This is a genomic window from Nocardia sp. NPDC050710 (assembly GCF_040654375.1).
Lineage (GTDB): Bacteria > Actinomycetota > Actinomycetes > Mycobacteriales > Mycobacteriaceae > Nocardia.
In genome coordinates this window covers 38,058-64,011 of sequence record NZ_JBFAHV010000030.1, presented here as the reverse complement: position 1 = coordinate 64,011, position 25,954 = coordinate 38,058, and the positions used below count along the sequence as shown (strand labels likewise).

The 25,954-nt window shown below is 65.9% G+C and carries 25 protein-coding genes and 1 pseudogene; 20 read left to right on the top strand and 6 right to left on the bottom strand.

All coding sequences use genetic code 11. From position 1 onward, the window contains the following. Positions 1–32: 32 nt before the first annotated feature. Positions 33–694: pseudogene (locus tag AB0H61_RS34435) on the top strand (DUF4158 domain-containing protein); the annotation flags it as partial. 272 nt (positions 695–966) lie between these two features. On the opposite strand, the gene AB0H61_RS34430 reads toward AB0H61_RS34435, so the two are convergent. After that, positions 967–1,629 (bottom strand): TetR family transcriptional regulator, encoded by a 663-nt coding sequence (locus AB0H61_RS34430; RefSeq protein WP_357311967.1) that lies wholly within the window; start codon positions 1,627–1,629, stop codon positions 967–969. Positions 1,630–1,734: 105 nt separating this feature from the next. Here AB0H61_RS34430 and AB0H61_RS34425 point away from each other — a divergent pair, with 105 nt between their 5' ends. Then, entirely contained in the window at positions 1,735–2,634 is a 900-nt protein-coding gene (locus AB0H61_RS34425) for an SDR family NAD(P)-dependent oxidoreductase (protein ID WP_357311937.1), read from the top strand. A 374-nt stretch (positions 2,635–3,008) separates the two neighbouring features. Here AB0H61_RS34425 and sigJ read toward each other — a convergent pair whose 3' ends face one another. Next, positions 3,009–3,899 carry an RNA polymerase sigma factor SigJ gene (gene sigJ / locus AB0H61_RS34420; protein ID WP_357311936.1) on the bottom strand — a complete coding sequence of 297 codons (891 nt, stop codon included), beginning with the start codon at positions 3,897–3,899 and terminating at the stop codon, positions 3,009–3,011. 136 nt (positions 3,900–4,035) lie between these two features. On the opposite strand from sigJ, the gene AB0H61_RS34415 reads away from it, so the two are divergent. Continuing rightward, positions 4,036–4,638, top strand: a complete 603-nt coding sequence (locus tag AB0H61_RS34415; RefSeq protein WP_357311935.1) for an NAD(P)H-dependent oxidoreductase — start codon at positions 4,036–4,038, stop codon at positions 4,636–4,638. Further along, positions 4,635–5,102, top strand: coding sequence for a nuclear transport factor 2 family protein (locus AB0H61_RS34410; RefSeq protein WP_357311934.1), 468 nt, complete (start codon positions 4,635–4,637; stop codon positions 5,100–5,102). Before AB0H61_RS34415 ends, AB0H61_RS34410 begins: the two co-directional genes overlap by 4 nt. A 155-nt stretch (positions 5,103–5,257) precedes the next feature. Here AB0H61_RS34410 and AB0H61_RS34405 read toward each other — a convergent pair whose 3' ends face one another. Then, positions 5,258–5,992: a TioE family transcriptional regulator gene (locus tag AB0H61_RS34405; RefSeq protein ID WP_357311966.1), complete on the bottom strand. Its 735-nt coding sequence runs from the start codon at positions 5,990–5,992 to the stop codon at positions 5,258–5,260. Between the two features lie 58 nt (positions 5,993–6,050). Between AB0H61_RS34405 and AB0H61_RS34400 the strand changes: the two genes are divergently transcribed. From AB0H61_RS34400 to AB0H61_RS34390, 3 genes are all read left to right on the top strand, one after another. Continuing rightward, a complete protein-coding gene (locus tag AB0H61_RS34400) occupies positions 6,051–7,283 on the top strand; it encodes an erythromycin esterase family protein (protein ID WP_357311933.1) in 1,233 nt (410 codons plus the stop codon). A gap of 304 nt (positions 7,284–7,587) precedes the next feature. After that, on the top strand, positions 7,588–7,977 hold the full coding sequence (locus AB0H61_RS34395; RefSeq protein ID WP_357311932.1) for a carboxylesterase family protein: 390 nt from the start codon (positions 7,588–7,590) through the stop codon (positions 7,975–7,977). After that, entirely contained in the window at positions 7,977–9,083 is a 1,107-nt protein-coding gene (locus tag AB0H61_RS34390) for a carboxylesterase family protein (protein WP_357311931.1), read from the top strand. Before AB0H61_RS34395 ends, AB0H61_RS34390 begins: the two co-directional genes overlap by 1 nt. A 14-nt stretch (positions 9,084–9,097) precedes the next feature. On the opposite strand, the gene AB0H61_RS34385 is transcribed toward AB0H61_RS34390, so the two are convergent. Then, positions 9,098–9,985, bottom strand: a complete 888-nt coding sequence (locus tag AB0H61_RS34385; RefSeq protein WP_357311930.1) for a LysR family transcriptional regulator — start codon at positions 9,983–9,985, stop codon at positions 9,098–9,100. A 79-nt stretch (positions 9,986–10,064) separates the two neighbouring features. Here AB0H61_RS34385 and AB0H61_RS34380 point away from each other — a divergent pair, with 79 nt between their 5' ends. From AB0H61_RS34380 to AB0H61_RS34370, 3 genes are all read left to right on the top strand, one after another. After that, positions 10,065–11,018, top strand: a complete 954-nt coding sequence (locus AB0H61_RS34380; RefSeq protein ID WP_357311929.1) for an EamA family transporter — start codon at positions 10,065–10,067, stop codon at positions 11,016–11,018. Beyond that, positions 11,018–11,650 (top strand): NAD(P)H-binding protein, encoded by a 633-nt coding sequence (locus tag AB0H61_RS34375; RefSeq protein ID WP_357311928.1) that lies wholly within the window; start codon positions 11,018–11,020, stop codon positions 11,648–11,650. Before AB0H61_RS34380 ends, AB0H61_RS34375 begins: the two co-directional genes overlap by 1 nt. Before the next feature lie 69 nt (positions 11,651–11,719). Beyond that, positions 11,720–12,661, top strand: coding sequence for a superoxide dismutase (locus tag AB0H61_RS34370; RefSeq protein WP_357311927.1), 942 nt, complete (start codon positions 11,720–11,722; stop codon positions 12,659–12,661). Positions 12,662–12,757: 96 nt separating this feature from the next. On the opposite strand, the gene AB0H61_RS34365 is transcribed toward AB0H61_RS34370, so the two are convergent. Further along, positions 12,758–13,594, bottom strand: a complete 837-nt coding sequence (locus AB0H61_RS34365; protein WP_357311926.1) for a hypothetical protein — start codon at positions 13,592–13,594, stop codon at positions 12,758–12,760. Positions 13,595–13,750: 156 nt separating this feature from the next. Between AB0H61_RS34365 and AB0H61_RS34360 the strand changes: the two genes are divergently transcribed. From AB0H61_RS34360 to AB0H61_RS34335, 6 genes are all read left to right on the top strand, one after another. Next, the gene (locus AB0H61_RS34360; RefSeq protein WP_357311925.1) at positions 13,751–14,080 is read left to right on the top strand and encodes a metalloregulator ArsR/SmtB family transcription factor; all 330 of its coding nucleotides are present in this window, start codon (positions 13,751–13,753) and stop codon (positions 14,078–14,080) included. Continuing rightward, on the top strand, positions 14,080–14,784 hold the full coding sequence (locus AB0H61_RS34355) for a cation transporter (protein WP_357311924.1): 705 nt from the start codon (positions 14,080–14,082) through the stop codon (positions 14,782–14,784). Before AB0H61_RS34360 ends, AB0H61_RS34355 begins: the two co-directional genes overlap by 1 nt. A 213-nt stretch (positions 14,785–14,997) precedes the next feature. Further along, positions 14,998–16,206: a site-specific integrase gene (locus AB0H61_RS34350; protein WP_357311923.1), complete on the top strand. Its 1,209-nt coding sequence runs from the start codon at positions 14,998–15,000 to the stop codon at positions 16,204–16,206. A gap of 173 nt (positions 16,207–16,379) precedes the next feature. Beyond that, positions 16,380–17,549, top strand: a complete 1,170-nt coding sequence (locus AB0H61_RS34345) for a type III polyketide synthase (RefSeq protein ID WP_357311922.1) — start codon at positions 16,380–16,382, stop codon at positions 17,547–17,549. A gap of 10 nt (positions 17,550–17,559) precedes the next feature. After that, the gene (locus AB0H61_RS34340; protein ID WP_357311921.1) at positions 17,560–18,774 is read left to right on the top strand and encodes an NAD(P)/FAD-dependent oxidoreductase; all 1,215 of its coding nucleotides are present in this window, start codon (positions 17,560–17,562) and stop codon (positions 18,772–18,774) included. Next, complete coding sequence (locus AB0H61_RS34335) at positions 18,771–20,375, top strand: DHA2 family efflux MFS transporter permease subunit (RefSeq protein WP_357311920.1); 1,605 nt, start codon at positions 18,771–18,773, stop codon at positions 20,373–20,375. The genes AB0H61_RS34340 and AB0H61_RS34335 overlap by 4 nt, the downstream gene beginning before the upstream one ends. 51 nt (positions 20,376–20,426) lie before the next feature. On the opposite strand, the gene AB0H61_RS34330 is transcribed toward AB0H61_RS34335, so the two are convergent. Then, positions 20,427–21,827, bottom strand: coding sequence for a hypothetical protein (locus AB0H61_RS34330; protein WP_357311919.1), 1,401 nt, complete (start codon positions 21,825–21,827; stop codon positions 20,427–20,429). Positions 21,828–22,076: 249 nt separating this feature from the next. On the opposite strand from AB0H61_RS34330, the gene AB0H61_RS34325 reads away from it, so the two are divergent. The 4 genes from AB0H61_RS34325 (at position 22,077) to AB0H61_RS34310 (ending at position 25,941) form a co-directional block, all read left to right on the top strand. Continuing rightward, the gene (locus AB0H61_RS34325) at positions 22,077–22,292 is read left to right on the top strand and encodes a hypothetical protein (protein ID WP_357311918.1); all 216 of its coding nucleotides are present in this window, start codon (positions 22,077–22,079) and stop codon (positions 22,290–22,292) included. A gap of 183 nt (positions 22,293–22,475) precedes the next feature. Then, complete coding sequence (locus AB0H61_RS34320; protein ID WP_357311917.1) at positions 22,476–22,895, top strand: hypothetical protein; 420 nt, start codon at positions 22,476–22,478, stop codon at positions 22,893–22,895. A 128-nt stretch (positions 22,896–23,023) separates the two neighbouring features. After that, the gene (locus tag AB0H61_RS34315) at positions 23,024–23,818 is read left to right on the top strand and encodes a class I SAM-dependent methyltransferase (RefSeq protein WP_357311916.1); all 795 of its coding nucleotides are present in this window, start codon (positions 23,024–23,026) and stop codon (positions 23,816–23,818) included. A 287-nt stretch (positions 23,819–24,105) separates the two neighbouring features. Beyond that, positions 24,106–25,941, top strand: coding sequence for a S8 family peptidase (locus AB0H61_RS34310; protein WP_357311915.1), 1,836 nt, complete (start codon positions 24,106–24,108; stop codon positions 25,939–25,941). Positions 25,942–25,954: the final 13 nt, after the last annotated feature.

The following is a 25,954-nucleotide window of genomic DNA, read 5'->3' as shown; positions in this document are numbered from 1 at the left end:
CATCGAATGGCCACGCACGGAACACCGCCTGGTCCCGGTTTGCCGAGCAGTTGAAAGTTGATGCGGCCCAGCTTCGTTCGTACGGCAAGAGGGCGCAGACCCGCACCGACCATCTGCGGCTGGTGGCCCAGTACCTCGGGTGGCAGCCCGCCGGGGTACTGGAGATGAAGGAGCTGGACGAGTTCCTGCTGGCGCGGGCGATGGAGCACGATTCCCCGGCGCTGCTGTTCCGGCTGGCGTGCGAGTATCTGATCTCGGCGCGGGTGATCCGGCCGGGCCCGGTCACGGTGGTGGAGCGGATCGCGCACGCCCGCGAGCAGGCCCAGCGCGAAACCTATGACCGGCTGGCGCACGAGTTCACACCTGAGCGGCCCAGTGGACTGGATGCGCTGCTGGCCACGGATGCCTCGATCGGGATGTCACGGTTGCGGTGGCTCTCGACCGGGCCGGTGGAAGCGTCGGCGGTGGCGGTGCAGGCCGAGGTGGAGAAACTGGGATTCCTGCGCGGCTTGGGCGCGGATCGGGTGGATATGTCGGTGCTTCCGGCCGAGCGTCGCCGGTTCCTGGCCACTATGGGCCGCCGCCTGACCCTGCAGGCCCTCGAACGCTGGGATCCGCAAGGCGCTACCCGATCCTGCTGACGGTGCTGGCGCAGTCCGCTACCGACGTGCTCGATGAGGTGGTGCAGCTGTTCTCCCCGGCGCACAGCGAAAACATCAACTTCTTCGGCGCGATCGAGGTCGACATCGACGCCGAGCTGGCCGCGCTCGGGCCGACCGGATACCGGCCGCTGCGCATGCGCGACACCCTGTTCTGATCGGCAACTTCCGCAGGTAGGGGTGGCAACCGAATACGCCAGAAAGGAAACACGGCGGCAGGATCCACGCGGCCAGTTGATGCGGTTTGGCCTGGTGGACCTGCGAGTCGGCGATGGCGGGCCGTTTCCCTCACAGCAAACGGAAAGGTTCAGGTGCGCGGCAGCACGCCCAGAAGCGTCGAGGTGAAGGAGTCGCGCAGAGCGTCACGCAGCTCCAGGTGGAGCACGCCGAGGGCGGGCTCGTCCGCGTAGGCGGCAAGGAGGCTGGGCGGCGGCGGGACGTACGCCGACAGGGCACCCGCCGAGACCAGACTCATCAGGCAGAACAGCTGCGCGCCGTCGCCGAGCTCGGGCACGTGGCGGCGCACGAGCTCGGTCATGGCCGCGAGCCGCGCGAGGGAGGAACGCTTGTGCCGCTTGACCACATCGACCGAGACGTTGTGCTCGAGGACGCCGCCCTGCGCTCCGAAGAGGTCGCACAGGACCACCCGGCCCGCCAGTGACCGGCTGAGGATCTCGGCCAGCTGGCCCGCCCGCACTTCCGGCGCCGCCTGCTCGTCGATGCCCGCGGCCAGCTCGTCGGCCAGCTCGGCGAGCCAGCTCGCCAGGAAATCGTCCAGCAGTTCGAGCAGCACCGCCTCGCGCGACTCGAAATACCGCAGGACGTTCGACTTGGCCAGGCCCACCCGGCGGCTGAGCTCGTTGAGGCTCACTTCGGCCACGGGCATCTCGGCGAGCATCTGCGCCGCCGTGTCCAGGATCGCCCGGCGGCGGATCTCCCGCTGCTCCTCACTGCGCGCCCGCTGAAACATCACGCCGTCATCCTAACTTAAAGACCACCGGTCCCTTGACAAGAGACCGTCGGTCTCTTGCGGTTGTCCTTGTAAAAGACCGATGGTTCGTTAGGAGTAAATGCCATGAGTGACAACTGGACCGAGCAACACATCCCCGATCAGCACGGCCGGGTGGCGATCGTGACCGGCGCCAACACCGGGCTGGGCTTCGAGACCGCCCGGATGCTCGCCGCACACGGGGCGGAGGTGGTCTTGGCCGTCCGCGACGTCGAGAAGGGCAAGCAGGCAGCCGCCCAGATCACCGGCGACGTCACCGTCCAGGCCCTCGACCTGACCTCCCTGGACTCGATCCGGTCCGCGGCGGCCGACCTGCGTGCCGCCCACCCGCGCATCGACCTTCTGATCAACAACGCGGGCGTGATGTACACACCGCGACAGACCACCGCCGACGGCTTCGAGCTCCAGTTCGGCACCAACCACCTCGGCCACTTCGCCCTCACCGGCCTGCTGCTGGACCGGCTCCTGCCCGTCCCCGGCTCCCGCGTCGTGACGGTCAGCAGCACCGGCCACCGCATCCGGGCCGCCATCCACTTCGACGACCTGCAATGGGAGCGCTCATACAGCCGCGTCGCCGCCTACGGCCAGTCCAAACTCGCCAACCTGATGTTCACCTACGAACTGCAGCGCCGGCTCGCACCGCACGGCACCACCGTCGCGGTCGCTGCCCATCCCGGCGTGTCCAACACCGAACTCATGCGCAACTCACCCGCCGCGTTCCGCCTGCCCATCACCTGGCTCGCGCCGCTGCTCACCCAGAAGGCCGAGATGGGCGCCCTGCCCACCCTGCGGGCCGCCACCGACCCGGCCGTCGTCGGCGGCCAGTACTACGGCCCCGGCAACCGGGGCGAGATCCGCGGCTACCCGAAGCTGGTCACCTCCAGCCTCGACTCTCACGACCAGGCCGTCCAGCAGCGCCTCTGGACCGTCTCGGAGGAGCTCACCGGGGTGACATTCTCAGCGTGACTCCACAGCGGAGGGATTCCTGAGAGTGCCTGTCCGGCATCTGATCGGATAGGGACGGGACCGGGCGGAAGGTTGCCGGGATCGGCCAGATAGGGCGGAACCTCCTGGTAGCAACAGGAATTACCAGTTCCACTGCTGCTCAGAAGGTTCCGTTAAGTCATTCTCCCCCTCCGTCGCCGCTGCCAGCGACTACACCGCGCTGCGACTGAAGATCCGTCGCACACTTCTCACAAATGATCGGATACGAGAGTTCACGACAGCCCTGGATCTATCACCGAACCCGCAGGCCACCATTCGCAAAACTCCTCTCGAAACCTGCGTCTTGTGCGAGCAAGACCGGGAAGAACGCGGGCGAACACGATCCGCTGTCGAGTTCAGCTGGCCGTCCAGGGCCGCAGTTTCTCCGGGTTCCGTATCACCCAGATGCGAGTAATCCGGCCGTCGGCGATGTCGAAGGCGTAGACCGACACGATGGTGTCGTCGAGCTGTGCTACCAGGCCGGGCTGGCCGTTCACCGTACGCTCCAGCAAGGTCACCGCGACACCATGAGCGGCGATTTCCATCCAGGCGTGGGCGATCTGCTCGCCGCCGTTGATCGGGTCGCGGAAGGTCGGTGCCAGACCGCCCCCGTCGGCCGTCGCGATCGCCTGCGGGTCGAGCAGGCCGATCAGGGCCTCGAGATCCCCTGTCTCCCAAGCCCGTTTGAAATCCCGCACCAACTCGGCGCGCTCGCTGTTCGACGGACCACGCGAGGTATCGATGCGGCGGCGAGCGGAGGAGGCGAGCTGGCGGCAGGCCGCGGGGGTACGCCCGACGACGTCGGCGACCTCGGCGAAGGAATAGCGGAAGACGTCGTGCAGGACGAACGCCACCCGCTCGGCCGGTGTCATGGAGTCCAGCACGACGAGGAAGGCCATGCTGATCGACTCGTCGAGGGTGACGCGATCGGCGGGATCGGCGGGGACGGAACCGCCGAACCAATCGGAACGGCCGGGTACCGGCTCCGGAATCCATTCGCCCACATACCGTTCCCGCCTGGCTCGCGCCGAGCCGAGCAGATCGAGGCAGATACGGCCCGCGACCGTCGTCAACCACGCGCCGGGCGCCGCCACCTCCTCCCGCTGCCGCTCGGACAACGCGTACCAGCGCGCGTAGGTCTCCTGCACCACATCCTCGGCCTCGGCCAGGGAGCCGAGCAGCCGGTAGGCGAGGTTGATCAGCTGACGACGTTCACTGATCACCCCGGGCAGGTGCGGGTCGGTCATGGTCGGCTCCTTCGGTCTGTGCGTCCCTCACCGAAATCGACGAATCAGCGATCCGATTTGTGAGGCAGCCTGACATTCCGGACGGCTGTGTCGTCGGAAGGTCGTGACACTTTTCAGCGAGCCAGGAGTTCCTGACATGATCAGAATCGGCATTATCCTCGGCAGTACCCGGCCCAACCGCAACGGCCCGCAGGTCGCCCGGTGGGTTCTGGACTCGGCAGCGCAGCGCGGCGACGCCGAGTTCGAACTGATCGACCTGCGCGACCACCCGCTGCCGCATTTGGACGAACCCATGGCGCCGATGTTCGGCCCGTCGGTGCATGCGCACACCCGCGCGTGGGCCGAGCGGATCGCCCCATTCGACGGCTTCGTGGTGGTGACCCCGGAGTACAACGGCGGCGCCCCCGGGGTGCTGAAGAACGCCATCGACCACCTGTGCGCGGAATGGACCGACAAGGCGGTCGGATTCGTCTCCTACGGCGTGAGCGGCGGCGCCCGCGCGGTGGTGCAACTGCGGGTGGTCTGCGGCACGCTGGGCATGGCCGATGTGAGCCGTCCGGTCGAGATCTCGGTGCTCACCGACTTCGAGAACTACACCACCTTCACAGCGCGCGACCACCACACCACAGCGCTCAACACCCTGCTGGATCAGCTCATCGCGTGGAGCACCGCCCTGGCGCCACTGCGGCGGACCGCCACCGATACCCCGCAGACCAACTCCGAAGGGAACCAATCATGACGACGCCGAACGGCTTTCAGTCACGCACTGACCGTATCGAGGTGGATGAAGTCGAGATTCGCCAGCAAATCGACAAGGTAGTCGAAGGACTGCGTGCCAAGGATCTCGAGGCCCTGAAACAGCTGTACACAACCGACGTCGTGTCCTTCGATGTCGAGCCGCCGCTCCAGCATGTCGGGATAGCGGCGAAACTCGAGAACTGGGCGAAAGTCTTCATTTTCTTCGAGAGTGTGACCTATGAGGTTCGCGACCTGACGTTCGCCGTAGGCGATGAGGTGGCATTCGGGCACGCCTTCGCCCGTCTCGGCGGCACGCTGAAGAACGGGGCCGCAACGAGCGGTATGTGGGTCCGGGTCACGTACGGCATGCGGAAGATCGATGACACCTGGTTGATCGCGCACGATCAGGTGTCGGTGCCGCTCGACATCACGAGCGGTAAAGGAGTGGTCGACCTCGAGCCCTGACGGGTCGCAGGAGTGTTGCCGAGAGCCGTCCTCATCGCGCACCGGATAGTCCTGGGCACGGAGCTCGGCAAGCGCGCGGTCCAGAAACACCGAATTCCAACCGAGCGGATCGGACCGACGACCTCGGGCCGGAAAGACCGGAGGCGATGGCATGGTCAATCGGCCTGTCGCCGGACGGGATCCGGTCGGCGGCCGAGGTAGATGTCCAGTGCGGCGGCACCGGTGAGCATGGCGCGGCCGCGGGCCGAGAGGCGGGCATGCCAGTCGCGCATCATCGATTCGAGCGGTGCGACGCCTCCGGCGGAGCGGACTTGGGCGATCAGCGGGGCGATCTGCTCCAACAGGTAGCCGCCTCGTCTGAGCTGGTGGACGAGTCGGGCGTCGCGCACGTCGGCCGCGCTGTAGACGCGGTAGTCCGTCTGCGGGTCGCGCCGCGGTTGGACCAAGCCGGCACGTTCCCATTTGCGCAGGGTGGCTGGGCGAATGCCGAGCCTTCTCGCCAGGGGGCCGACAAATGTGTCGCCGCGTTCTTGCGGTTCAGGACTGAGGTCGCGAAGCGCGGCTTCGACGGCCCGGAGGGTGTGGCGGTCGTCGAGAAGCTGGGCGTGACTTTCGTCGATGAGCGTCAACGCATCTTCGGTCGCGTCACGGTTGATCGCCTGCATGATCGACGCGGCCATCTGGTGGCCGTACCCGGGCACGAGGGCGAGGAACGCGCGCAGGGCGTGCGCCTGCAGCGGCGTGTAGGTCCGGTAGCCGTGCGGGGTGCGTTCGGCGTCCGGAAGGATGCCGGCCGCCTCGTAGTTCCTGATCGCCTGTGTGGAAAGACCGTGCTCACGCGCCAGGTCAACCGGCCTGAGCTGCCTGCGGTTTTGAAGATTTTTACTCACTGTCCTGATGGTTTCGCGGTTAACTTTCAATCGTTGGTTCAACGATACGGTTAAAGGTATGACTACCGGTATCGAAGACACCGCTCATGTCGTTGACGCTGCCTCTGTGATGGGGCTGCTTTCGGCTCGGCCGCGGCTGCTCGCCTTGGGCGAGCCCACCCACGGCGAGGACGTACTGCTCGACGTGCGAAACGAGCTCTTCCGGCAACTCGTCGAGCGAGAGGGCTACCGGACGATCGCGATCGAGAGCGACTGCCTGATGGGCCTGGTCGTCGACGACTACGTCACCTCGGGCACGGGCACCCTCGACGAGGTCATGGAGCGCGGCTTCAGCCACGGGTTCGGCGTGTCCGCAGCCAACCGCGAGCTGGTGAGCTGGATGCGCGCGTATAACGACGGACGGTCCGGGTCCGAGCGGCTGCGCTTCGTTGGTTTCGACGGCCCACTGGAGATCACCGGCGCCGCGAGCCCTCGGCAGGCCCTCACCGCGCTCCACGCCTACCTCACCGCCCGGGTTGACTCCGACCTGCTTCCCTGCACCGCGGAAACGCTCGACCGCATACTCGGCGCCGACGACCGGTGGACCAATCCCGCCGCGATGATGGACCCGTCCCAGTCCGTGGGGCAGACACCCGAGGCCATACAGCTGCGACTGCTCGCCGACGACCTGGTGGCCCTGCTCGACACGCAGACACCACATCTGATCGCGCAGTCGTCGCGGGACGACTGGGTCCGGGCACGCATGTACGGTCGGACCGCCACCGGGCTGCTGCGGTATCACTTCTGGATGGCCGACACCTCACCGAGCCGCATGGCGCGGCTGCTTGGCCTGCGGGCTTCGATGATGGCCGCCAACCTGCTCGCCATCGCCGACCGGGGCCCGGGGCTGGTGTACGCCCACAACGGGCATCTCCAGCGGGACAAGAGCAGGATGCGGATGGGCGATCTGCCGTTGGAATGGTGGAGCGCCGGGGCGATAGTCAGCGCCCAGCTGGGCGAGGGGTACGCCTTCATGGCGACAGCCCTCGGCACGATCCGCCACCACGGTGTGCAGACACCACCCCCGGACACCATCGAAGGGCTCCTGTACGCGCTCCCGGAGGACCGATACGTCGTCGACGCCCACCGGCTGGCGGCCGCCCTCGGCGACGTGACGCCCGCTCCCCGCATGTCCCCCTGGTTCGGCTACTCCCCGCTCGACCCGGCCCACCTGACCAACATCGACGGGATCGTGTTCGTCAAGGACTCCCCCACGGGGCAAACGTGGTGGCCGGTGGCGACGTCGATGTAGCGGGCGTCCCGCAACACCTCGGCGTTGAGGACCGAGCCGAGCGCGTCCTCCTGGCCCTCGCGGTGGGAGTGGTGCAGCTCGCCACGCTGTCCATGTAACTGAGCAGACCGGCCGAATCCGCCCACATTGGATAAGAAGGCCCGAGCGCCGACAGCTGAGTCGGCGCGAATATTCGGGTGCTGAATGCTGTTGAGAGCCAATAGGATCCAGGGTGATGGCGCAGACCGACGGGTTCAAGGCTGTGTTGTGGCCACAGGTGCGGTCGAGCGGCGGATGACCTACCGAAGAAAAGTGAGTACCCCCGGTGAATATCGAACCTGAAGTCCGCACGACTGCCGGAGTTGTACGTGGCAGGTGGGAGAACACCGTCGCCGTCTTCCGGGGTATCCCCTACGCTCAGCCACCGGTCGGCTCACGACGGTTCGCTGCCCCCGTTCCGGCACAACCGTGGGACGGCGTCCGCGACGTGCTGGAGTTCGGGCCGTCAGTACCCCAGGCAGGCTGTGCGATGTCGTCGGTATCCGGCGGCACCGGTGAGGCTTCCGACGACTGCTTGACCCTCAATGTCTGGTCACCCGAGCTCGGTGCCGCCGGGCTGCCCGTGATGGTGTGGATCCATGGGGGCGCGTACCTGGAGGGCACCTCCGGTAACCCGGCCACGACGGTGCGACTCTCGCCGGGTCCCGTGTGGTGATGGTCAGCATGAACTATCGCGTCGGTATGGAAGGTTTCGCCCACATCGCCGGGGCCCCGAACAACCGCGGCTTTCTCGATCAGGTCGCCGCATTGCGGTGGGTACAGGACAATGTCGCCGCATTCGGCGGCGATCCGGACAAGGTCACCGTGTTCGGTCAGTCCGCAGGCGCGGGTTCCATTGCGGCACTGCTGACTATGCCGATCGCCGCTGGACTGTTTCGTCGTGCGATAGCCCAGAGCGTCCCGGGCACCTACTTCTCCTCCAGGCTCGCCGCCGCGATCTCGGCAACGATCGCCGCCGAACTCGGTGTGCGAGCCACCGTTGATGAGTTGGCCGGTATCCCTCCGCGCGCGCTGGTCGACGCAACGGACGCGATCATCCAGCGGATGCCGGAACTCGTCGAATCATGGGGACCTATGGCGCTGACCCCGACACCGTTCTCACCCGTCGTCGACGGCGACATCCTCCCGCGCGCACCGTGGCGCGCGCTCGCCGACGGCGCCGCGCGGGGCATCGACGTGCTCGTCGGGCACACGCGTGACGAATACCGGCTTTTCAATACCCGGCTCGGCAGCGAGGTGACCGATGAACAGCTGACAGCCACACTCGAGCGTCTCGCGCCCGCCAGCGGCGCCTACCGCGCGGTCTACCCCGAGGCCACCGCCGCGCAGCTGTATGAACTCGTCAACTCCGACTGGCTGTTCCGGATGCCCAGCCTGCATCTCGCGGACGCCCACCACGCCGGGGGCGGGCATGCCTGGACCTACGAACTCTGCTGGGGCTACAACCGGGAGGAAGGCGCCTCGCACAGCCTCGACTTCCTGCTCGTGCTCGGCACACTCAGTGTTGACGACGTGCGCCGCCATCCGTCCGCCTACCCGAACGCCACGGACGAGGTCATCCACGTCGCCCGCCACATGCGCACCGACTGGCTGGATTTCGCGACCACGGGCGACCCCGGCTGGGCGCCCTACGATCCGAACACACGATCCACCCGCGTCTACACCGCCGAGCCGACCATTCGGCCCTACCCCGAGGAACGCTCACGCCACATCTGGCACACGCACCGGTTCGACACCCTCGACCTCCTTCGTGCCGAGTAGCAGGCGTGTCGGTTTCATTCCGCGCGGCGGGTGGTCGGGATGTCGAGAATGGCGAGGAAGGCGGTCGCCGCGGGTGTGGGGCCGACGCGGCTCCAGACCACGTATTCGACGCGGGCGGGTGCGTCGGTGACCTCGATGGTGACGACGCCGGTCAGCTGAGGAGCGAAGGCGGAGGGGAGCATGGCCACGGCGAGGCCCGGCTCGACGAGTCGAGCGATGTAGTCCGCGGTGGTCACTTCGAAGGCGACGTCACGGCACAGACCGGCGGTCGAGAAGGCTTGGTCGGATTGGATGCGTCCGGCTGTCCCGGCCGGAAGGTCCACGAATACCTCGGAAGAAAGCCTGCGAAGGTCGACCGATGGTTCGTCGGCGAGTGGATGGTCCGGCGCGACCACGGCGACGAGTCGGTCACGAGCCAGTTCGTGGGCGGCGACACCTCGAGGTCGCGCGGTGGTCGGCAGTCCGAGGAACGCCACGTCGATGGCTCCTTGCTCGACCTGCTCGGCGAGATCCTCGCTCGCGCCGACGCGCAGGCTGATGCGCACATGCGGGTACCGGCGGCGGAAGTCACGCAGCGCATTCGGGATATCGACCGCGGCGACGGTGGGGATCAGGCCGACGGCGAGTCGTCCACGTACCTCTCCGACAGCCGCGGCGACCTCGGCGGCAGCGCGCTCGGCGGCGTCGAGACATTGACGGGCGTCGGGAAGGAACGCGGCGCCGGCCGGTGTCAGCCGCACCCGGCGGCTGGTGCGATCGAAGAGCCTCGCGCCCAGTTCTCTTTCCAGACGCGCGATTTGGTGGCTGAGCGCGGACTGGACGACCAGACATCGTTCGGCGGCCCGAGTGAAGCTGTTCGTCTCGGCGACGGCGATGACGTAGCGCATCTGCTGGAGCTCCATGGATCAATCTTGTATCGAGATCGATGAAGTGACAAACATGTGTTGGACTCATTGATCACCACGGGGCGAGACTGCGGGTGTGAAAAGTTCAGCAGCACAGGGAGTTTCAGGCGGAGCCGATAGTGGTGCTCGTTATGGAGAGCTGTCTCGCATCGCCCTGACGGCGTTGGCTCCCGCGTCGTGGGGCACGACCTATGTCGTCATCACCGAGCTTCTCCCCCACGGACACCCACTGTTCGCGGCGGTCATGCGGGCGCTGCCTGCCGGTCTGATCGCGCTGGCGATCACCCGGACCTTGCCACGCGGAACGTGGTGGGGGAAGGCCGCTGTGCTCGGCGTGCTGAATATCGGCCTGCTCAACGCACTGCTATTCATCGCGGCCGAACGCCTGCCGGGAGGCGTTGCCGCCACCCTGTCGGCGGTCCAACCACTCATCGTCGCGCTTCTGGCCGTGGCCGTCCTGCACGAGCGCCCCTCCGCCTGGCGCCTCGCCTGGGGCGTATCCGGTGTGGTCGGCGTCGGTTTGGTGGTGATCGGGCCGAACGCGGCACTCGACCTCGCCGGGATCGTGGCGGGCCTGGCCAGCGCGGCATCGATGGCACTCGGGCTGACGCTCACCAAGCGCTGGGGACGTCCCGCAGAGGCCAGTCCCACCACATTCGCCGGATGGCAGCTCGCGGCGGGCGGCCTGTTCCTGGTGCCTGTCACATTTGTGGTCGAGGGGCCGCCTCCCGCGATCGGCCCGACCGCCGCCCTCGGTTACCTGTGGCTGGGTCTGGTCGGCGGCCTGATCGCCTATGTGCTGTGGTTCCGCGGCGTAACCACATTGCCCGTCACCTCTGTCGCTGTTCTCGTCCTGCTCTCACCGCTCGTCGCCGCCGTTCTCGGGGCCCTCCTCCTCGGGCAGACACTCGGCCCGATTCAGCTCGCGGGGTTCGGGCTCTCACTCGCCGCGATCGTCGCGGGACAACTTCCCGCACCCACCCGCACACCCGACTCTGTTTCGGCACCAACCCTGGAAAGGACACAATGATGAAGATCGCCGTAGTCGGAGCCGCCGGCATGGTCGGCTCGCGCGTCGTCGACGAAGCCACGAGCCGGGGCCATGACCTCATCGCCGTATACCGGACGCAGCGGCCAACGGCCTTGCCTCCCAACGTGACCGCTGTCGAGGGTGATGCGAACGATCCCGACCGCATGAGGACACTGTTCGACGGCACCGACGCGATCGTGGCCACGACCCGTCCTGCCCCCGGGCACGAACACACCCTCGCCGCGACCACGACGACCCTGCTCGACGCGGCCACGACGACCCGGACGCGCATCCTCGTCGTCGGCGGCGCCGCGCCCTTGCACATGCCGGGGCGCCCCGACCGGCTCGTTCTCGACAGCCCGGAATACGTACCGGCACAATGGCGCACCATCGCCGCTGCCAGCGCCGCGCAACTGGAAGCCTGCCGAGCGCACCATGCCGACTGGGTCTATCTCAGCCCACCCGCCGTCCTCGAACCCGGGCGTCGCACCGGAAAGTACCGACGCGGCACCACCACACTTGTCGCCGACGCCGACGGCGCATCCCGAATCTCTGCCGAAGACCTTGCCGTTGCCGTCCTCGACGAGCTCGAGAAACCACGCGAAATCAAACACTTCACCGTCGGTTACTGAGCCCGATGGTGACGAGATCGCTGCTGTGCCGGTGGACCCGGCCGACATGACGACGGAGGGAACGACGAGATGAAGCGAGTCCTCGGTATCTCGGTCGCGCTCGCCTGCGTAGGCGTTGCGACGCTGGCGTCCGCGGACCGGGCGGCAACGCACCGCCCGGCGGCTCCCACCACGATCGACCTGCCCGCCGGGTTCCAGCCGGAGGGTATTGCGATCGGGTCGCGGCCGGTCGCTTACTTCGGTTCGCGGGCAGACGGTTCCATCTACCGGGCCGACCTGGCGACCGGGCAGGGCGCCATCCTGAGTCCCGGGCCGGGTACGCCGTCACTCGGGCTCACGCTCGATCAGCGCGGTCGCCTGTTCGTCGCGGGCGGCACCGGGGGCGACGCCCGCGTCGTGGATATCGATACGGGCGCGGTGCTGGCGAGCTACCGGCTCGGAACGCCGCCGGATACCTTCGTCAACGATGTGGTGCTCACCCCCGCGGGCGCGTGGTTCACCGACTCGCGCACGCCCGTCCTGTACCACCTGCCCATCGGTCGCGATGGTGCGCTGCCACCGCCCGAGGCGGTGGTGCGACGTCCGCTGACCGGCGACATCGCTTACGTGCCAGAAGCGATCAACGCCAACGGAATCGTGCGCACACCCGACGGTACGGGTCTGATCATCGTGCAGTCGGTGACCGGCCTGTTGTTCCACCTCGACCCGGCGACAGGCGCGACGCGGCAGGTCGATCTCCACACCGAGGCGATGCCCCACGGCGACGGACTGCTATTGCACGGCAGCACGCTGTTCGTCGTACAGAACCGGTTCAACGCGATCGCCGTAGTCGCGCTCGACCGCGCGGGCACGATGGGCACGGTCGTACAGCACGTCACCGACCCGCGCTTCGACATACCGACGACCGTCGCGGCGTTCGGAGGGCGCCTGTATCTACCGAACGCCCGATTCACCACGCCACCGGCGCCGACCACGCCGTACACCATCGTCGCGGTCGAGCCACCCCGATGAGTGGGTGCGACTCCCAGTCCACCGTCCCCGGCCAACGGCGCACCGGGCTGATGTACAACCGCTCGTTCGCGAGACACCCTCCGGCGCAGGGAGTTTCTACAAGTCCGCCGTCGGGCGCGGCTCAGGCGATTCGTCGTCGCCGTCGCGATGGTCGGGATCGGTGTCGCCCTCGAGCCATATCGGCAGTGTCGCACCGTCATCGAAGAATACGACCTCGGGGTGGTTCTCGTAGAGGACACGGAGGTCACCTCCCCACAGTAGACCGAGATCGTGGTCGATGGCCCAGTCCAAGACCGCCCACAGTTGCACCTGCATCCAGTCGGTCGTTGACAGCTCGCTGATGTCGCCCCGGGGTTTCGGCGGCATCAGGGAGGCGAGGCGTCGGGTTTCGGCGGCGTCGAGCCAGCCGTGGATACCCTCACCGCCGGTGCGGTCGATCAAGTAGGCCGCACCGTAGTCCAGTCGCGCGAGCAGTGTGTCCAGCTCGGTGACCGGTGCGTACTGTTGGCCCCGGTACTCATCGAAGACGCTCGAGACGCGCGAGCCCCGGCTGCCGAGCCGCGCGCAGGCTCGCAGCGTCTCCCGGGTGATGATCCACTCCACGAGGTCGACGAAATCGTCAGAGCACCATATCGATCCGTCGTAGTCGAAGAGGTTCGGTGGCTCTGACCGCGTGCGGATCTCGCCGTTGACGACGTGGAATCTACGTCCGAGGTCGCAGTCGGAGAACGAGTCGTCGACATGGGTCATCACCTCGGCCAGCCCCTCGAAATCACCAGGGATCTCGGCGCTGAGCGCTATGAGAGAGTGAGCTCGCCAGCGGCGAATGGCGCCCGCGACGATCGGATGGTCAGGTCCGGACCTCAGGGCCGGGACAACAGCGGTTCGGAACCTCTCCGCGTCGAACGCGCACACCACACCCCATGTACCCATGCACGCCTCCTCCGGCTGGATCGGGGTTGAGCATGACAGCCGCCAACCGGTCGAACAAAGTGTTTCAGGGCAGCAACACAATGACACGACGGCAGCACGGTCGCTCGTCAATGATTCATCCTTTTCTGAATACAGATTTTCATGTATCATCAACAGGTGGAGACCGCGATGCACTGGGACGCGCTGGCCCGCTTCGGGCACGCGCTGTCGGACCCGACACGGACCCAGATTCTGCTGAACCTGCGAATCAGCGCGAGCTATCCGTCGGATCTGGCCGAACAGATCGGCGTCTCGCGCCCGATCCTGTCCAATCACCTTGCCTGCCTGCGTGGTTGCGGTCTGGTCGTCGCGGTTCCGGAGGGGCGTCGCAGCCGCTACGAACTCGCCGACCCGCACATCGGGCGGGCGTTGCAGGATCTGCTGGGGCTGGTGCTGGCGGTCGATCCGGCCTGCTGCGCGGCCGCCGACACCCAAGGATGCTGCTGATGACCGCACCGCTGCCGATGCCATCACTGCCCGTGACACCGACCACGGCGGGCCCGAGCACGCAGCGGCGGGAGCTCCTCGCGCGACGGATCCGCTGGTTCGTCGCAGCGACGATTTCCTACAACATCATCGAAGCGATCATCGCCTTGACCGAAGGAACTCGCGTCTCGTCGACCGCGCTGATCGGGTTCGGGCTCGATTCGGTGATCGAGGTGCCCTCCGCGGCGGCGGTCGCCTGGCAGTTCGCTGGCCGCGACCCCGAGACGCGAGAGAAGATCGCGCTGCGGATCATCGCGTTCTCGTTCTTCGCCCTGGCCGCCTACATCACCGTCGACTCGATCCGCGGTCTGCTCGGCATCGGCGAAGCCCAACATTCCCCGATCGGAATCACCCTGGCCGCAGTGAGTTCGGTCGTGATGCCGGTGCTGTCGTGGGCGCAACGTCGCGCCGGGCGTGAACTCGGTTCCGTATCCGCGGTCGCCGATTCCAAACAGACCCTCCTCTGCACTTATCTGTCGGTGGTCCTGCTGGTCGGGCTGCTGCTCAACAGTCTGCTCGGCTGGTCGTGGGCCGATCCGATCGCCGCGCTCGTCATCGCCGCCATCGCGATCAAGGAAGGTATCAACGCCTGGCGCGGCGACACCTGCTGTCCCACACCCGCTGCGACCGGCACGACCGAGCACGACTGCGACTGCTGCGACTGACGACACCGTTCTCGAAGAGCCTGGGACGTCACGTATTCCGGAAGCGGCCCGCACCGGTTCATCACTGGCAACGCCCGGATCGGCCAACGGTCGTTCGGCTCGGTGCCCGCCAGAACCATGGGCGAACGCATAGTCTTGGTCGTCGAAAGTGGTGGTCGGCGGCAACCAGTTCTCCGTGCTGGATTGCGCGGCTCGGTGAGTTGGGAGCGAGCGGTGAGCGAGCGTGATGCGGTGGTCGCCGTGCCGGAGTCGGTGCGGACCGAGCTGCGGCGCGGGGTGCGCAGTGTGCTCGTGGACGCGGCCGCACTGCGGTTGGTGCGGGAACGCTTCGACGACGACCAGGCCGGATCATTGCGGCGCTACCTGGAGGCGTCGCAGTCGGCGAATACTCTGCGCGCGTACCGGACGGATTGGATCGCGTGGGCGGGCTGGTGTGCCGCGGAGGGTCGGCAGGCGATGCCCGCGGACGCATTGGATGTGGCCGTCTATCTGGCGGCCGCCGCTGATGCGCGCCGCGACAATGGTGGGTGGGCATTCAGCCCGGTGACTCTGGAGCGCAAGTCCGCCGCGATCGCGGCCGTCCACGCAGCCAACGGGTTGCCCTCCCCCACGCGCTCGGATGTGGTGCGGCTGACCCTGCGGGGCATCCGCCGCACCCGTCGCACACCGCCGACCCGCAAACGCCCGGTCCTGCTGCACACCCTCGATCAACTGCTGGCCGAGCTCCCCGAACCGGGTTGGCCGACCGAGCCCGCGCGCCGCCGCGACGCGCTCGCCCTGCTGATCGGATTCGCGGGCGCTCTCCGGCGTAGCGAACTTGCGGCACTCCGGGTCGCCGACGTGCGCGTGAATCTGGACCACACGACCGGCGAACCGGTCCTGCTCGTCCATCTGCCGACTACCAAGACCGACCCGACCGGCGTCGCCGAACAACGCGTCGCGCTGCCGCGCGGACAACGCCCGCGCACCTGCCCGGTCTGCGCCTTCGCCGACTGGGTTCGGCTGCTCGAAATCCATACCGTCGACGGCACTCTCGGCATGCGGTCCTGGCTCGCGGACGCACCCGAAACGGATCCGAGCATCCATCGCTGCCACGGCTTCACCGGAACCGCCCTCGCCGACGATTCCGGCCTGCCCTTGTTCCCCACCATCAATCGTCACGGTACGGTCGGCGCCGACCCCATATCCGGGCGTGCCGTCGCCGAACTCGTCAAACGCTATGCCGCCCGCGCCGGCCTCGACCCCGACCTCTTCTCCGGCCACTCCCTCCGCGCCGGATTCGCCACCCAAGCCGCCCTCGGCGGCGCCAGCGACCGCGAAATCATGCGCCAGGGCCGCTGGTCCAACCCCCGCACCGTGCACGGTTACATCCGCACCGCAAATCCCTTGGAAGACAACGCTGTCACCAAACTCGGCTTGTAGTGGTTGTTCTTGGAAAGATTGTCGAATTCATTCCGACGAAGGTATCGCTGTAATATATCGATAGACTGGATAACTAATTATCTAGGACGCGCCGATTGGTTGCGCTCGACAACTAGTTCGCGCGTACCCGAGGCGTGGATGTCGACATCCCGGGGTGGGCAGGTTCCCACCCTATGGGTGGTGTTAGCGAGCAGGTAACTGCGAAATTATTCATGCCAGGTGTTCGACAGGAACGCCACCGGTCCGGCAGCAAAGCTTCCGACGGGTTCGGTCTCGGCAAAGGATATTTAATGACGACTGCGTACGTGAACAAGATTTCCACAGCTGTTCCAACGAACGAAGTCCATCAACTGCTGTGCGACAACCTCCTCGAGGTGACCCAGCTGAAGCGTCACAGGCTGCTATTGGAAAAGGTCATTCCGCAGTGTCAGATCTCGAGCCGCTACTCGGTGCTGGATCAGCCGTCCGAGTTCTACGGCTCCGACCCGGACGCGGTCAGCACCGCGGCCAGAATGGCCGCGTACAAGGAGGCTGCCCCCGACCTCGCCGCCAGGGCCGTGGCCGGACTGGACATCGATGACATTGCCGCCGACATCACCCACATCGTCGTCATCACCTGTACGGGATTCTTCTCCCCGGGTCTGGACCTCGAGTTGATCAAGCGGTTCGGCATCAATCCCAACGCGGAACGCACGACCGTCGGTTTCATGGGGTGCTTCGCCGGCGTGAACGGCTTGAAATTCGCGAACCACATCGTTCGCTCCGAGCCCAACGCAAAGGTACTGGTGCTTTCCCTCGAACTCTGCTCACTCCACCTGCAGATGCCCAAGAACCTCGAAATGTCCATCTCATCGTTGCTGTTCGCCGATGGTTGCGCAGCAGCGCTGATCACCAGCGAGGAACAGGGTATCGGCCTCGATTCGTTTACCGCGTTGGTGGTGCCGGATACGCACGATCAGATGTCCTGGCATATCGGCGACACCGGGTTCGATATGGTCCTGTCCCGTCGTGTGCCGGGAGCTCTCAAGGATGCGCTGAACGCCGAGAACACCAAGATCATCCTCAATGGTGCACAGACGGATTCGATCGATCTGTGGGCAGTCCATCCCGGTGGCCGGCTCATCCTGGATTCGGTCGAAGAGGCCCTGGAGCTCGGGTCGACAGACCTCCGGTATTCACGAGACATTCTCGATCGGTTCGGGAATATGTCATCTGCAACCATTTTCTTCGTTCTCCAGCAGATGATGAATGCCAGCGACGGAGCCAATAGCGGCAAGCGCGGCTGCGGGATGGCCTTCGGCCCCGGCCTCACGGCCGAGACCCTGCTGTTCCATATCGCCTGAGAGGACCGCCGTGAATAGCGACTTACTTCAGGCACCTGGTGCCCAACTCGAGCCGAAGACGAACGGCCGTCCACTGCCTTCCCGGCCGGCCGCCGGTCGATATGACGCTGTCGTCGTCGGCGGCGGCCTCGCAGGGTCGGCGGTCGCGATCGGACTGGCGCGCAGCGGAGCGCGGGTTGCGCTGCTGGAAAAGGAGGCCCGAACCTTCGGCAAGGTGTGCGGCGAGTTCCTCAGCCGTGAGGCGCTGACGTATCTCGATCGGCTCGGCGTCGATCCAGACGGGCTCGGCGGGGTGCCGATGGATGGCGTGCGGTTGCGTAGCCGCCAGCACAACGTCGATGTACGGCTTCCGTTCCGCGCGTTGGGCCTGTCACGTCACGTCCTCGACGAGGAGTTGATCGGCCGCGCCGCGCAGGAGGGCGTCGATGTGCACCGCGGTATCCGAGCGCGCAAGCTGACAGGCGAAGTCGGCCGATGGCGCGTCGAGACCGACAAGCAGGACTTCGATGGCCGCGAGATCTTCCTCGCTACCGGAAAACACGACCTACGTGGGTGGACCCGGGAGTGCGGCAAGGGTGTGCAATCCGGGTTGGCGGGATTCAAACAACACTGGAAGCTCACACCCGCACAGTCCGGCGCACTCGGCAACCACGTCGAGCTGGTCTTCGTACCCGGGGGTTACTGCGGGATCAACCCGGTCGAGGGCGGGGAAACGAACGTCTGTCTGCTGCTCGACAAGGCGCAGGCGGGACCGGGATGGGATCGGGACTTCGGAAGTATCGACCCGGCAATCGCGGAGCGATTGGTTGGTGCTGATCCGGTTCATCCGAAGATGCACGCCGTATCGTCCATTCCGTACGGCTATATCGCGCGAACGTCCGATGGCGTCTGGCGGCTCGGCGATCAGGGTGCGGTGATCCCCTCGTTCGCGGGTGACGGGATGTCCATTGCGCTCCATAGTGCGAGCCTGGCAGTCGCGGCATGGCAACGGGGATACGACGCCGACCGGTACCAAGCACGACTGGCGCGCGACGTCCGATACCGGATCCGGCAGGCGACCTGGCTCTCTCAGGCATTGGTGTCGCCGCGCTACCAATCGAAGCTTCTCGCGATCGCCGAGAGCGCGCCCTGGGTGGTCAGCGGAATCGCCCGGATGACCCGACTGCCGAACCCCGCAATGAAACGCGCGGTGGCCCCGACCGATGGTAGAGGAGCCAATTGGTGACCCATCTCAAAGAAGAACTGCGCGAGCCGGTGGCCGATCGGCCGGCTCCGCCAGTCGTTCGGAACGCTCGAATCACCCTCGCAGCGGTATGTTTGAGCACGTTCATGCTGCTGCTCGATCTCACGATCGTGGCGACGGCGCTGGCGGAACTCCAGTCCACCTTCACCGCGACGCTCGACTCGCTGCAATGGGTGGTCGATGCATACACCCTGCCTATCGCCGGGATGGTGCTGATCGCCGCGACGCTTGGTGACCGGATCGGACGCAAGCGGCTGTATCTGGTCGGCGTCGTCGTCTTCACCACCGCCTCGGTGGCATGTGCGATGGCTCCATCGATCTTGGCGCTGAACATGGCCCGCGGTGTTCAAGGTGTCGGTGCGGCCCTGCTGTTCGGCATATCGTTGCCGATTATCGCCGCCACGTTCGTCGAGCCCCGAAGCCGGGCACGTGCGATCGCCGTATACGGGGCCGTGCTCGCCAGTGCGGCCGCCGCGGGGCCGCTGATCGGTGGAATCGTCGTGGACACGATGGGCTGGGAGGCGATCTTCCTCATCAATGTGCCACTCGGAATCCTGGCCTTCCTCGCCGCGTGGCGTTACATGGCGGAATCGCGCGATCTGCGGCCGCGTCGAGCAGATTGGGTCGGTACCGCAACAATCAGCATCGCGCTGTTCGCCGGTGTTTTCGCATTGATCGAGGGCAACAACGCGGGATGGACCTCCGCAACGATCATCACCGCGGTGATCACTTCGCTGGTCGCTCTTGTGGTGTTCGTCGGCTGGGAGTTGCGCACGCCGGAGCCGATGCTCGACCTCCGCCTGATCGCGCAGCCGACATTCGCGGCGCTGACCCTGGGCGGATTGGCAATCGGCGGCACCATTTTCGCCGGTGTCAACTACCTCGCTCTCTACTATATGAACACCCTGGAGTTCAGTCCGCTGCAAGCGGGTCTGTGTGCGCTGCCGCTGACTCTGGCTGCCTTCTTCGTCTCACCCGTTGTCGCGATCCTGCAGCGGCACATGCCGATTCGCTGGTCCTTGCCCGGTGCAGTCGTGCTGATCGCGGTCGGGCTGTTCCTGTGCACGGGAGTGTCGGTGGGCACGCATTGGACACATTTCGTACTGGGTTCGATCATCGGTGGTATCGGACTGGGAGCCGCGAGCGTGATCGTCTCGCAGGGCGCGCTGGCCTTCGTCAGTGTGGAGCGCAGCGGAATGGCGAGCGGTACGGTCCTCACCGCTCGTCAGGTCGGTACCGCGCTGGGGATCGCAGGCCTCGGCGCGCTGTTCGCCGATCGGGCGACCGCATCCACGGAGCGTTCGCTCACGGGCCTAGGGCCTTTCGTCCGCGGCATACCACCGCATGAAGTAGACCGGCTCACCGATGCCCTCGGCTCCGGGGTCGGTCGACGGGTGGTCGACTATCTGCCCGACCAGATGTCGGGATTCGCCCCGGCCGTGGACCGGATCGCTGTCCAGGCGTCCGCCTCGGGCATGGACGCGATCATGTGGGCGGGAGCGATAACCGCGGGCGTCCTCGCAGTGGCGATCTTCGTTCTGTGCCGGTTGCCGGGCGCACGCGAGATCGACCTCGATCGCTGACAACTCTGCCGTCGCGGCCACAGCATTAGCGCTGTGGCCGCGACGGCACCACTAGCGTTTGCCGCGGCACCAGTCCCAGGGCATCGGGTATCCGGGCTCGATGAGGCAGACCCTGGCCTTACCGGTCGGGACGAACGCGCAGGTGTCGCCGGAGGAGTTCGCGCCCGTGGGGCAACCCATCCACGTCAGCGGCCCAGCGTAGGACACGAATTCCCCTCGGTGGGCGGTGAGCGTCACGGTGGTACCCGGACGCAACTGGAGGTCGCAGTTCTTCTTCGATACCGGGGTGCATGTCACGCCGACCGGGGCGATGTACGCCTCGTAGCCCCCGGGTACAAGGATCTCCAACCGCACCGTGGCCGCGTTCTGTGTATTCGGCCAGTTCGGCAGTTTGTCGAAGACAGTCGGGAACAACTTGGGTCCGAGCACGACAACGAGAGCGATCAGAAACAACCCCCGGAGAACGTCGAATACCCCATCCACCACCCAATTGCGCTTCTTGGCTTTCCGATCGGTCGTGGCGCCGACCAGGACTGTGCCGGCAGCGGCGAGGTTCATACCATCGTGCTTGCCCGTACGATCTCGCTCGTCCTCTTCATCGAGAATTCGACGAATGATCTCCGGTATCTTCTCGTTCAGCTCCGGCGCAACGAGAATCGGAATCAAAACCGGGGAATAGCGCATCTTGAGCCGGGCGCGCTGCCCGTCGCACGTGCCACAGTTATCGCATTTCCGGCAGGTGCCGAGGTGGCGGAGGATGCGCTGCCGCAGGATACGCGTGAAGTTGTCGTCATTCTCGCCATTCTCGCCATCCCAACCGGCTTGATCGAGAATGCGGGCGAGTTGGACACAGTGCGACCGACCGTGCTTGGCGAGAATCAGGGCACCGAACCCCTCATCCACCCGAATCTTGTTCTCGTAAGCCCATTTATACGCATTCTTCGTGCTTGTGGAAAGGGCAGTCGCCAACGTCTTGCCATGAAGTTCTTGACGGATATTGAACTGGTAGATCCGGCGTTGATGTCGGGTGAACGTTGTGGCGACGATGTCGAGCATGCGGTTGACCTCGTCCGTCCGGCGTAGTCTGTCCGCCTCGTCATCGTCGGCCGTCAGCGTCTTCAGTGGCAGGGGGCCTTCGTTTGCACGGCTTCGACGGTCCTCGTGGCAGCGGTTGCGAACGATCCCGCACAGCCAAGCTCGCAATTTCTCGGGTTCGGCCGGGTTGTCCCCACGGATCAGCTCCCTCGTGGCGGCCTCGACGGCGATCTGGACGACATCTTTGACGCGGTCCAGATCATCGAGGTTGTATGCGCAGACAGTGGACATGACCTTGTGATACCGCTGGAAGATCTCTCCGAGCGCCGCTTCCCGCTCGGTGCGGTCGATCGGATGCCGCACGCGCTCAACCAACCCGGCGTCCGGCAACCGGGTCCATCGTTGGTCATTGGTCACCGACGGACCCCTCGCGGCCTTACTGAGAATCTCCTGAGAACTCCACCAACTTCGGGGGAGATTTCGACCTTCCCGATCCCAAGCCTCCACGACCACAAGACCGAGGAGGCAGACCATGATCGACAATATGAACCGCGTGGTGGGGCGGTCGCGACTGTGATGGCCGGCTCGAGGAGCATAGGTAGTCTGTCGTTCGCCGCTCTGGCTGTTGCAGGAAACCACACCCTCGGGTTGGTTGTCGGCGCCATTGTGCTGATCCTTACGGCGCTGGTTCCCGTTCTGCTGGAGGCGATCTCAGAGCTGTTCTGGCTCAGGGCGCTGAACAAGCCTGGACGCAGCCTCTACCGAATACTCAAGCACGCCGCCTCGATCGGCGAGGCGGAACGCTTGATGCGGCTCCTGCGCTACGCACAACGCGATGTGCTGGACGCCCGAGTCAAAACCAGGCGCGCCCCGCGACGGTGATCATGACGGGACGTACCTTCGCGACGGGATGTTCGCGGCGGGCATGAGGGGTGCCTTCACGATTCGAAAGGCGACCCATGGGTGGGCGATGTTCACCCATGGGTCGCTATCGCCAACCGCACGCATGACCGAATCTATTCAGGCAAGCCGATCAACTCTCACACGAGGAGAAGACAGCACCCAATGCAGCTGATCCCCTTCATTGTGGTCATTTCAATCATCGCCGGACTTCTGGTAGCGCGCTCGGGATATACGCGCCCTATCAGAGAGTTCGAATCGGCCGAAAAACGCACGAACCGCGAAATCGGGCGCGCATTGAAGGCCCGCAAGCTACCCGCGGACGCGACCGCCGAATCGTGGATCCCGCGCCTCGAACAGGCGCAGAATGCAGCCTCGCGTCAGCGTGTGCTCTATACCGCGTTCGCCGCGCTGTTCGCTGGGTTGCTCGCCGCCCGTCTCGCAGAAGCTGTGCACCCGGCAGACTGGTTGTCGTACGTCTATGCCGTGTTGATCGTCAGTTGGGTATGGATCGCGTACGTCGCACAACGCAACGCGCGCACCGCCGATCGACTGTTGCACCAACTCGGCAACCTCTCCGTCTGACTTGTCGCCAGCCCATCAAGTCGGCCACGGGAGGACTTCGGGTACAGGTCGGCGTGAAAACGAGCCGCCAGCTGAGCCGGTCACGAATGCTGTACGGACGCAACACCGCTCGTCAGTAGTCTGAGCACATGGCCGATGCGATCGACGATGGGTTGTTCTCCGGAACCGCGTGGCACTACGCACGGTATCGGCCGGGCTACCCGGCGGAGGTCCTCGACGGCATCGTCAGCCGATTCGGGCTCGACGGCACCGGACTGCTCCTCGACCTGGGCTGCGGCACCGGCCAACTGACCCTCCCACTGGCCGAACACGTCTCCGCGGCGATCGGCGTCGACCCCGAGCCTCGGATGCTGGCCGAGGCCCAGGTCCGAGCCGAGGCGGCCGGCATCACCAATGTGGCCTGGGTGCAGGGAAGTTCAGCGCTACTGCCCGGCGAGTTCGGCCGTTTCCGGCTGGTGACCATGGGCCGCTCGTTCCATTGGATGGACCGCGAAGCAGTCCTCGTGGCTCTCGACGACGTCGTCGAGGTCGACGGCGGTCTCGTGATCGCCAATGACAGTTGCCTCGTGCGGCCCACCACCGACTGGCAACAAGCCATCGAAGATGTCCAGCGACGCTTTCTGCCACGCGACCAGCAGGCAGGTCCGGCACCGGTGGCCGATGCCCGCCGATCGCACGAAGACGTTCTGACCCGGTCACCGTTTTCCCGCGTCCATCGACAGGTCTATGAATTCGCGCGACCGTGGACGGTGGACCAAGCCATCGGCTACCTCTACTCGACCTCGCTTCGACTTCGCCGACTGCTCGGTGACCGACAGGTCGCCTTCGAGCGGGAAGTCCGCGCGGCGCTGCTGGCGATAGATCCGAACGGACTGTTCATCGAGCCCGTCGCATTGGAGGTGCTGACAGCTTCCCGAAGATAGGCATGTCGAGATGCTGCTCGCGCCGAACCGGTGTCCTGTCGGACCGACGGCCGGACACAGGTAGCGGACCGCGGATGACACGCCGGGAAGCCACGCAATGGCGTCGCGGATTGTACGAGCAGAGTGCTGCCAAGCATCCGGAGCGCAACTCGCTGTCGCCGTGCGGATTCGAATCGAGTACCGGCCCGTCGCGGAACGAGTAGCAAACTACCCGTGATTCCTGTGGGCGCCGGTTCTACCGTCGAGTCAGCATCCCGAGAGGGGTGTGCTCGGAAGGTAGACAACGCATGGCACTCACCCCGATAACGGAGCTCGGAGACCTCATTCTCGTGGCGCTGCGGACGCTGGAACAGGCGTCACCGGAGCAGGTGATGCGGTTGATCGAGCAGAGGCCGGAGTTCGAACCCAGCGATGAGGATCTGCAACCGGATCCGGCGCGCAAGAATCTGCCGCGCTGGCAGTCCCGGCTCTACTCGGCGCGGCGTTTCCTCGGCGACGACGGCTTGGTGCTGTCCAACCGCCGCCAGTGGAGCATCACGCGGGCGGGCATCGAAGCCGCCGTGGAGGCCGAGCGGCGGCTCGCGATCCCCGAACTGCCTCCGGTCACCCAGAGCCCAGATCAGCGAAATCCGATGCAGCGCAGTGTAATCGCGAAACCACTGCTCGACCCCGACACCCGTGCGCGGGTGCTCGACCAGCCCGTGACCGAGAGCGACCCGCTCTCGGTCGTTATCGAGCTGCGCGTGGATCATCCGGGCGGCCTCAAGATGGCGGCAGTGACACTGACCGGGCTGCTCGAGCGGCTCCGGCTGGGCGATCCCGCCCAGCAGCAGCCCTACCCCACCGACCAGTTCGACGAATATGTCCGGGTCCGGCTGTCCATGGAGCAGGTGAAACAGCTGGTCCGGCTCGACTGCGAACCGAGCGCGGACTACAAGAACCCACGGGTGATCCACCGCGTGTGGCCGAACTTCCCGGTCAAAGCGCTCATCGATAAGTCGGCGCGCACCGTCAAGGCCGATGCGGCGCGTCGTTCCTTCGACGCCGACGGGCGCGGCATCCGTTGGGCCGTCGTCGATTCCGGTATCGATCGCAATCATCCGCATTTCGATGCGGGCAAGACATTGCTCGCCGACGACGTCGTCACCCTGCACCGCGATTTCACCACGTCGGTGCATCCGGGCGAAGACACTGTCGACAGTGCCCTGCAGGACGGTCTCGGGCACGGCACCCACGTCGCCGGGATCATCGCCGGTTACCTGCCCAGCGATTTCCCGGACGCGGACCTGCAGGTCATCACCGAGCAGTTCACCGAGCCCGATGACCCCCGCCCGATCCGCGGCACCCGCAAGGTCGAGACCGGCCAGATCTCCGGGATGGCGCCGCAGGCGCATCTGGTCAGCCTGAAGGTGCTCAACAGCGAGGGCACCTCCGACATGATCTCGGTGATGGCCGCGCTGCGCTATGTCCGGGAGATCAACGGCGACAACGACAAGGTCACCAGGATCCACGGTGTCAACATCAGTCTCGGTTACGAATTCGACGCCGAATGGTTCGCCTGCGGACAGAGCCCGCTCTGCAAGGAGGTCGACCGGCTGGTCCGTTCCGGGGTGGTGGTCGTGGTCGCGGCGGGCAACACCGGCTACGGCCGGTTCAGCGCTTGGGAACGGCAGACGAATGTGGGCCTGACCATGACCATCAACGATCCGGGCAACGCCGATCGCGCCATCACCGTCGGCTCCACGCACCGCGAATCCCCGCACACCTACGGTGTTTCGTACTTCTCGTCGAAGGGCCCGACCGGCGACGGTCGACTCAAGCCCGATCTGATCGCCCCCGGTGAGCGCATCACCTCCTGCATCACCGGAAAGGCCGCGGCCAAACGCGGAATCACCGATATGCGGGCCGGTCTCGCCTGCTACGGCGAGGACACCGGCACCAGTTTCGCCGCACCCCACGTCTCCGGCGCCATCGCCGCATTCCTTTCGGTGCGGCCGGAATTCATCACCCAAACCGACCGCATCAAAGACATCTTCGTGAAATCGGCGTCACCGCTGGGCCGTGAACGCTACTTCGAGGGCAACGGACTCGTCGATCTCATGCGCGCACTGCAATCGGTGTGAGCCACCCGGAAAG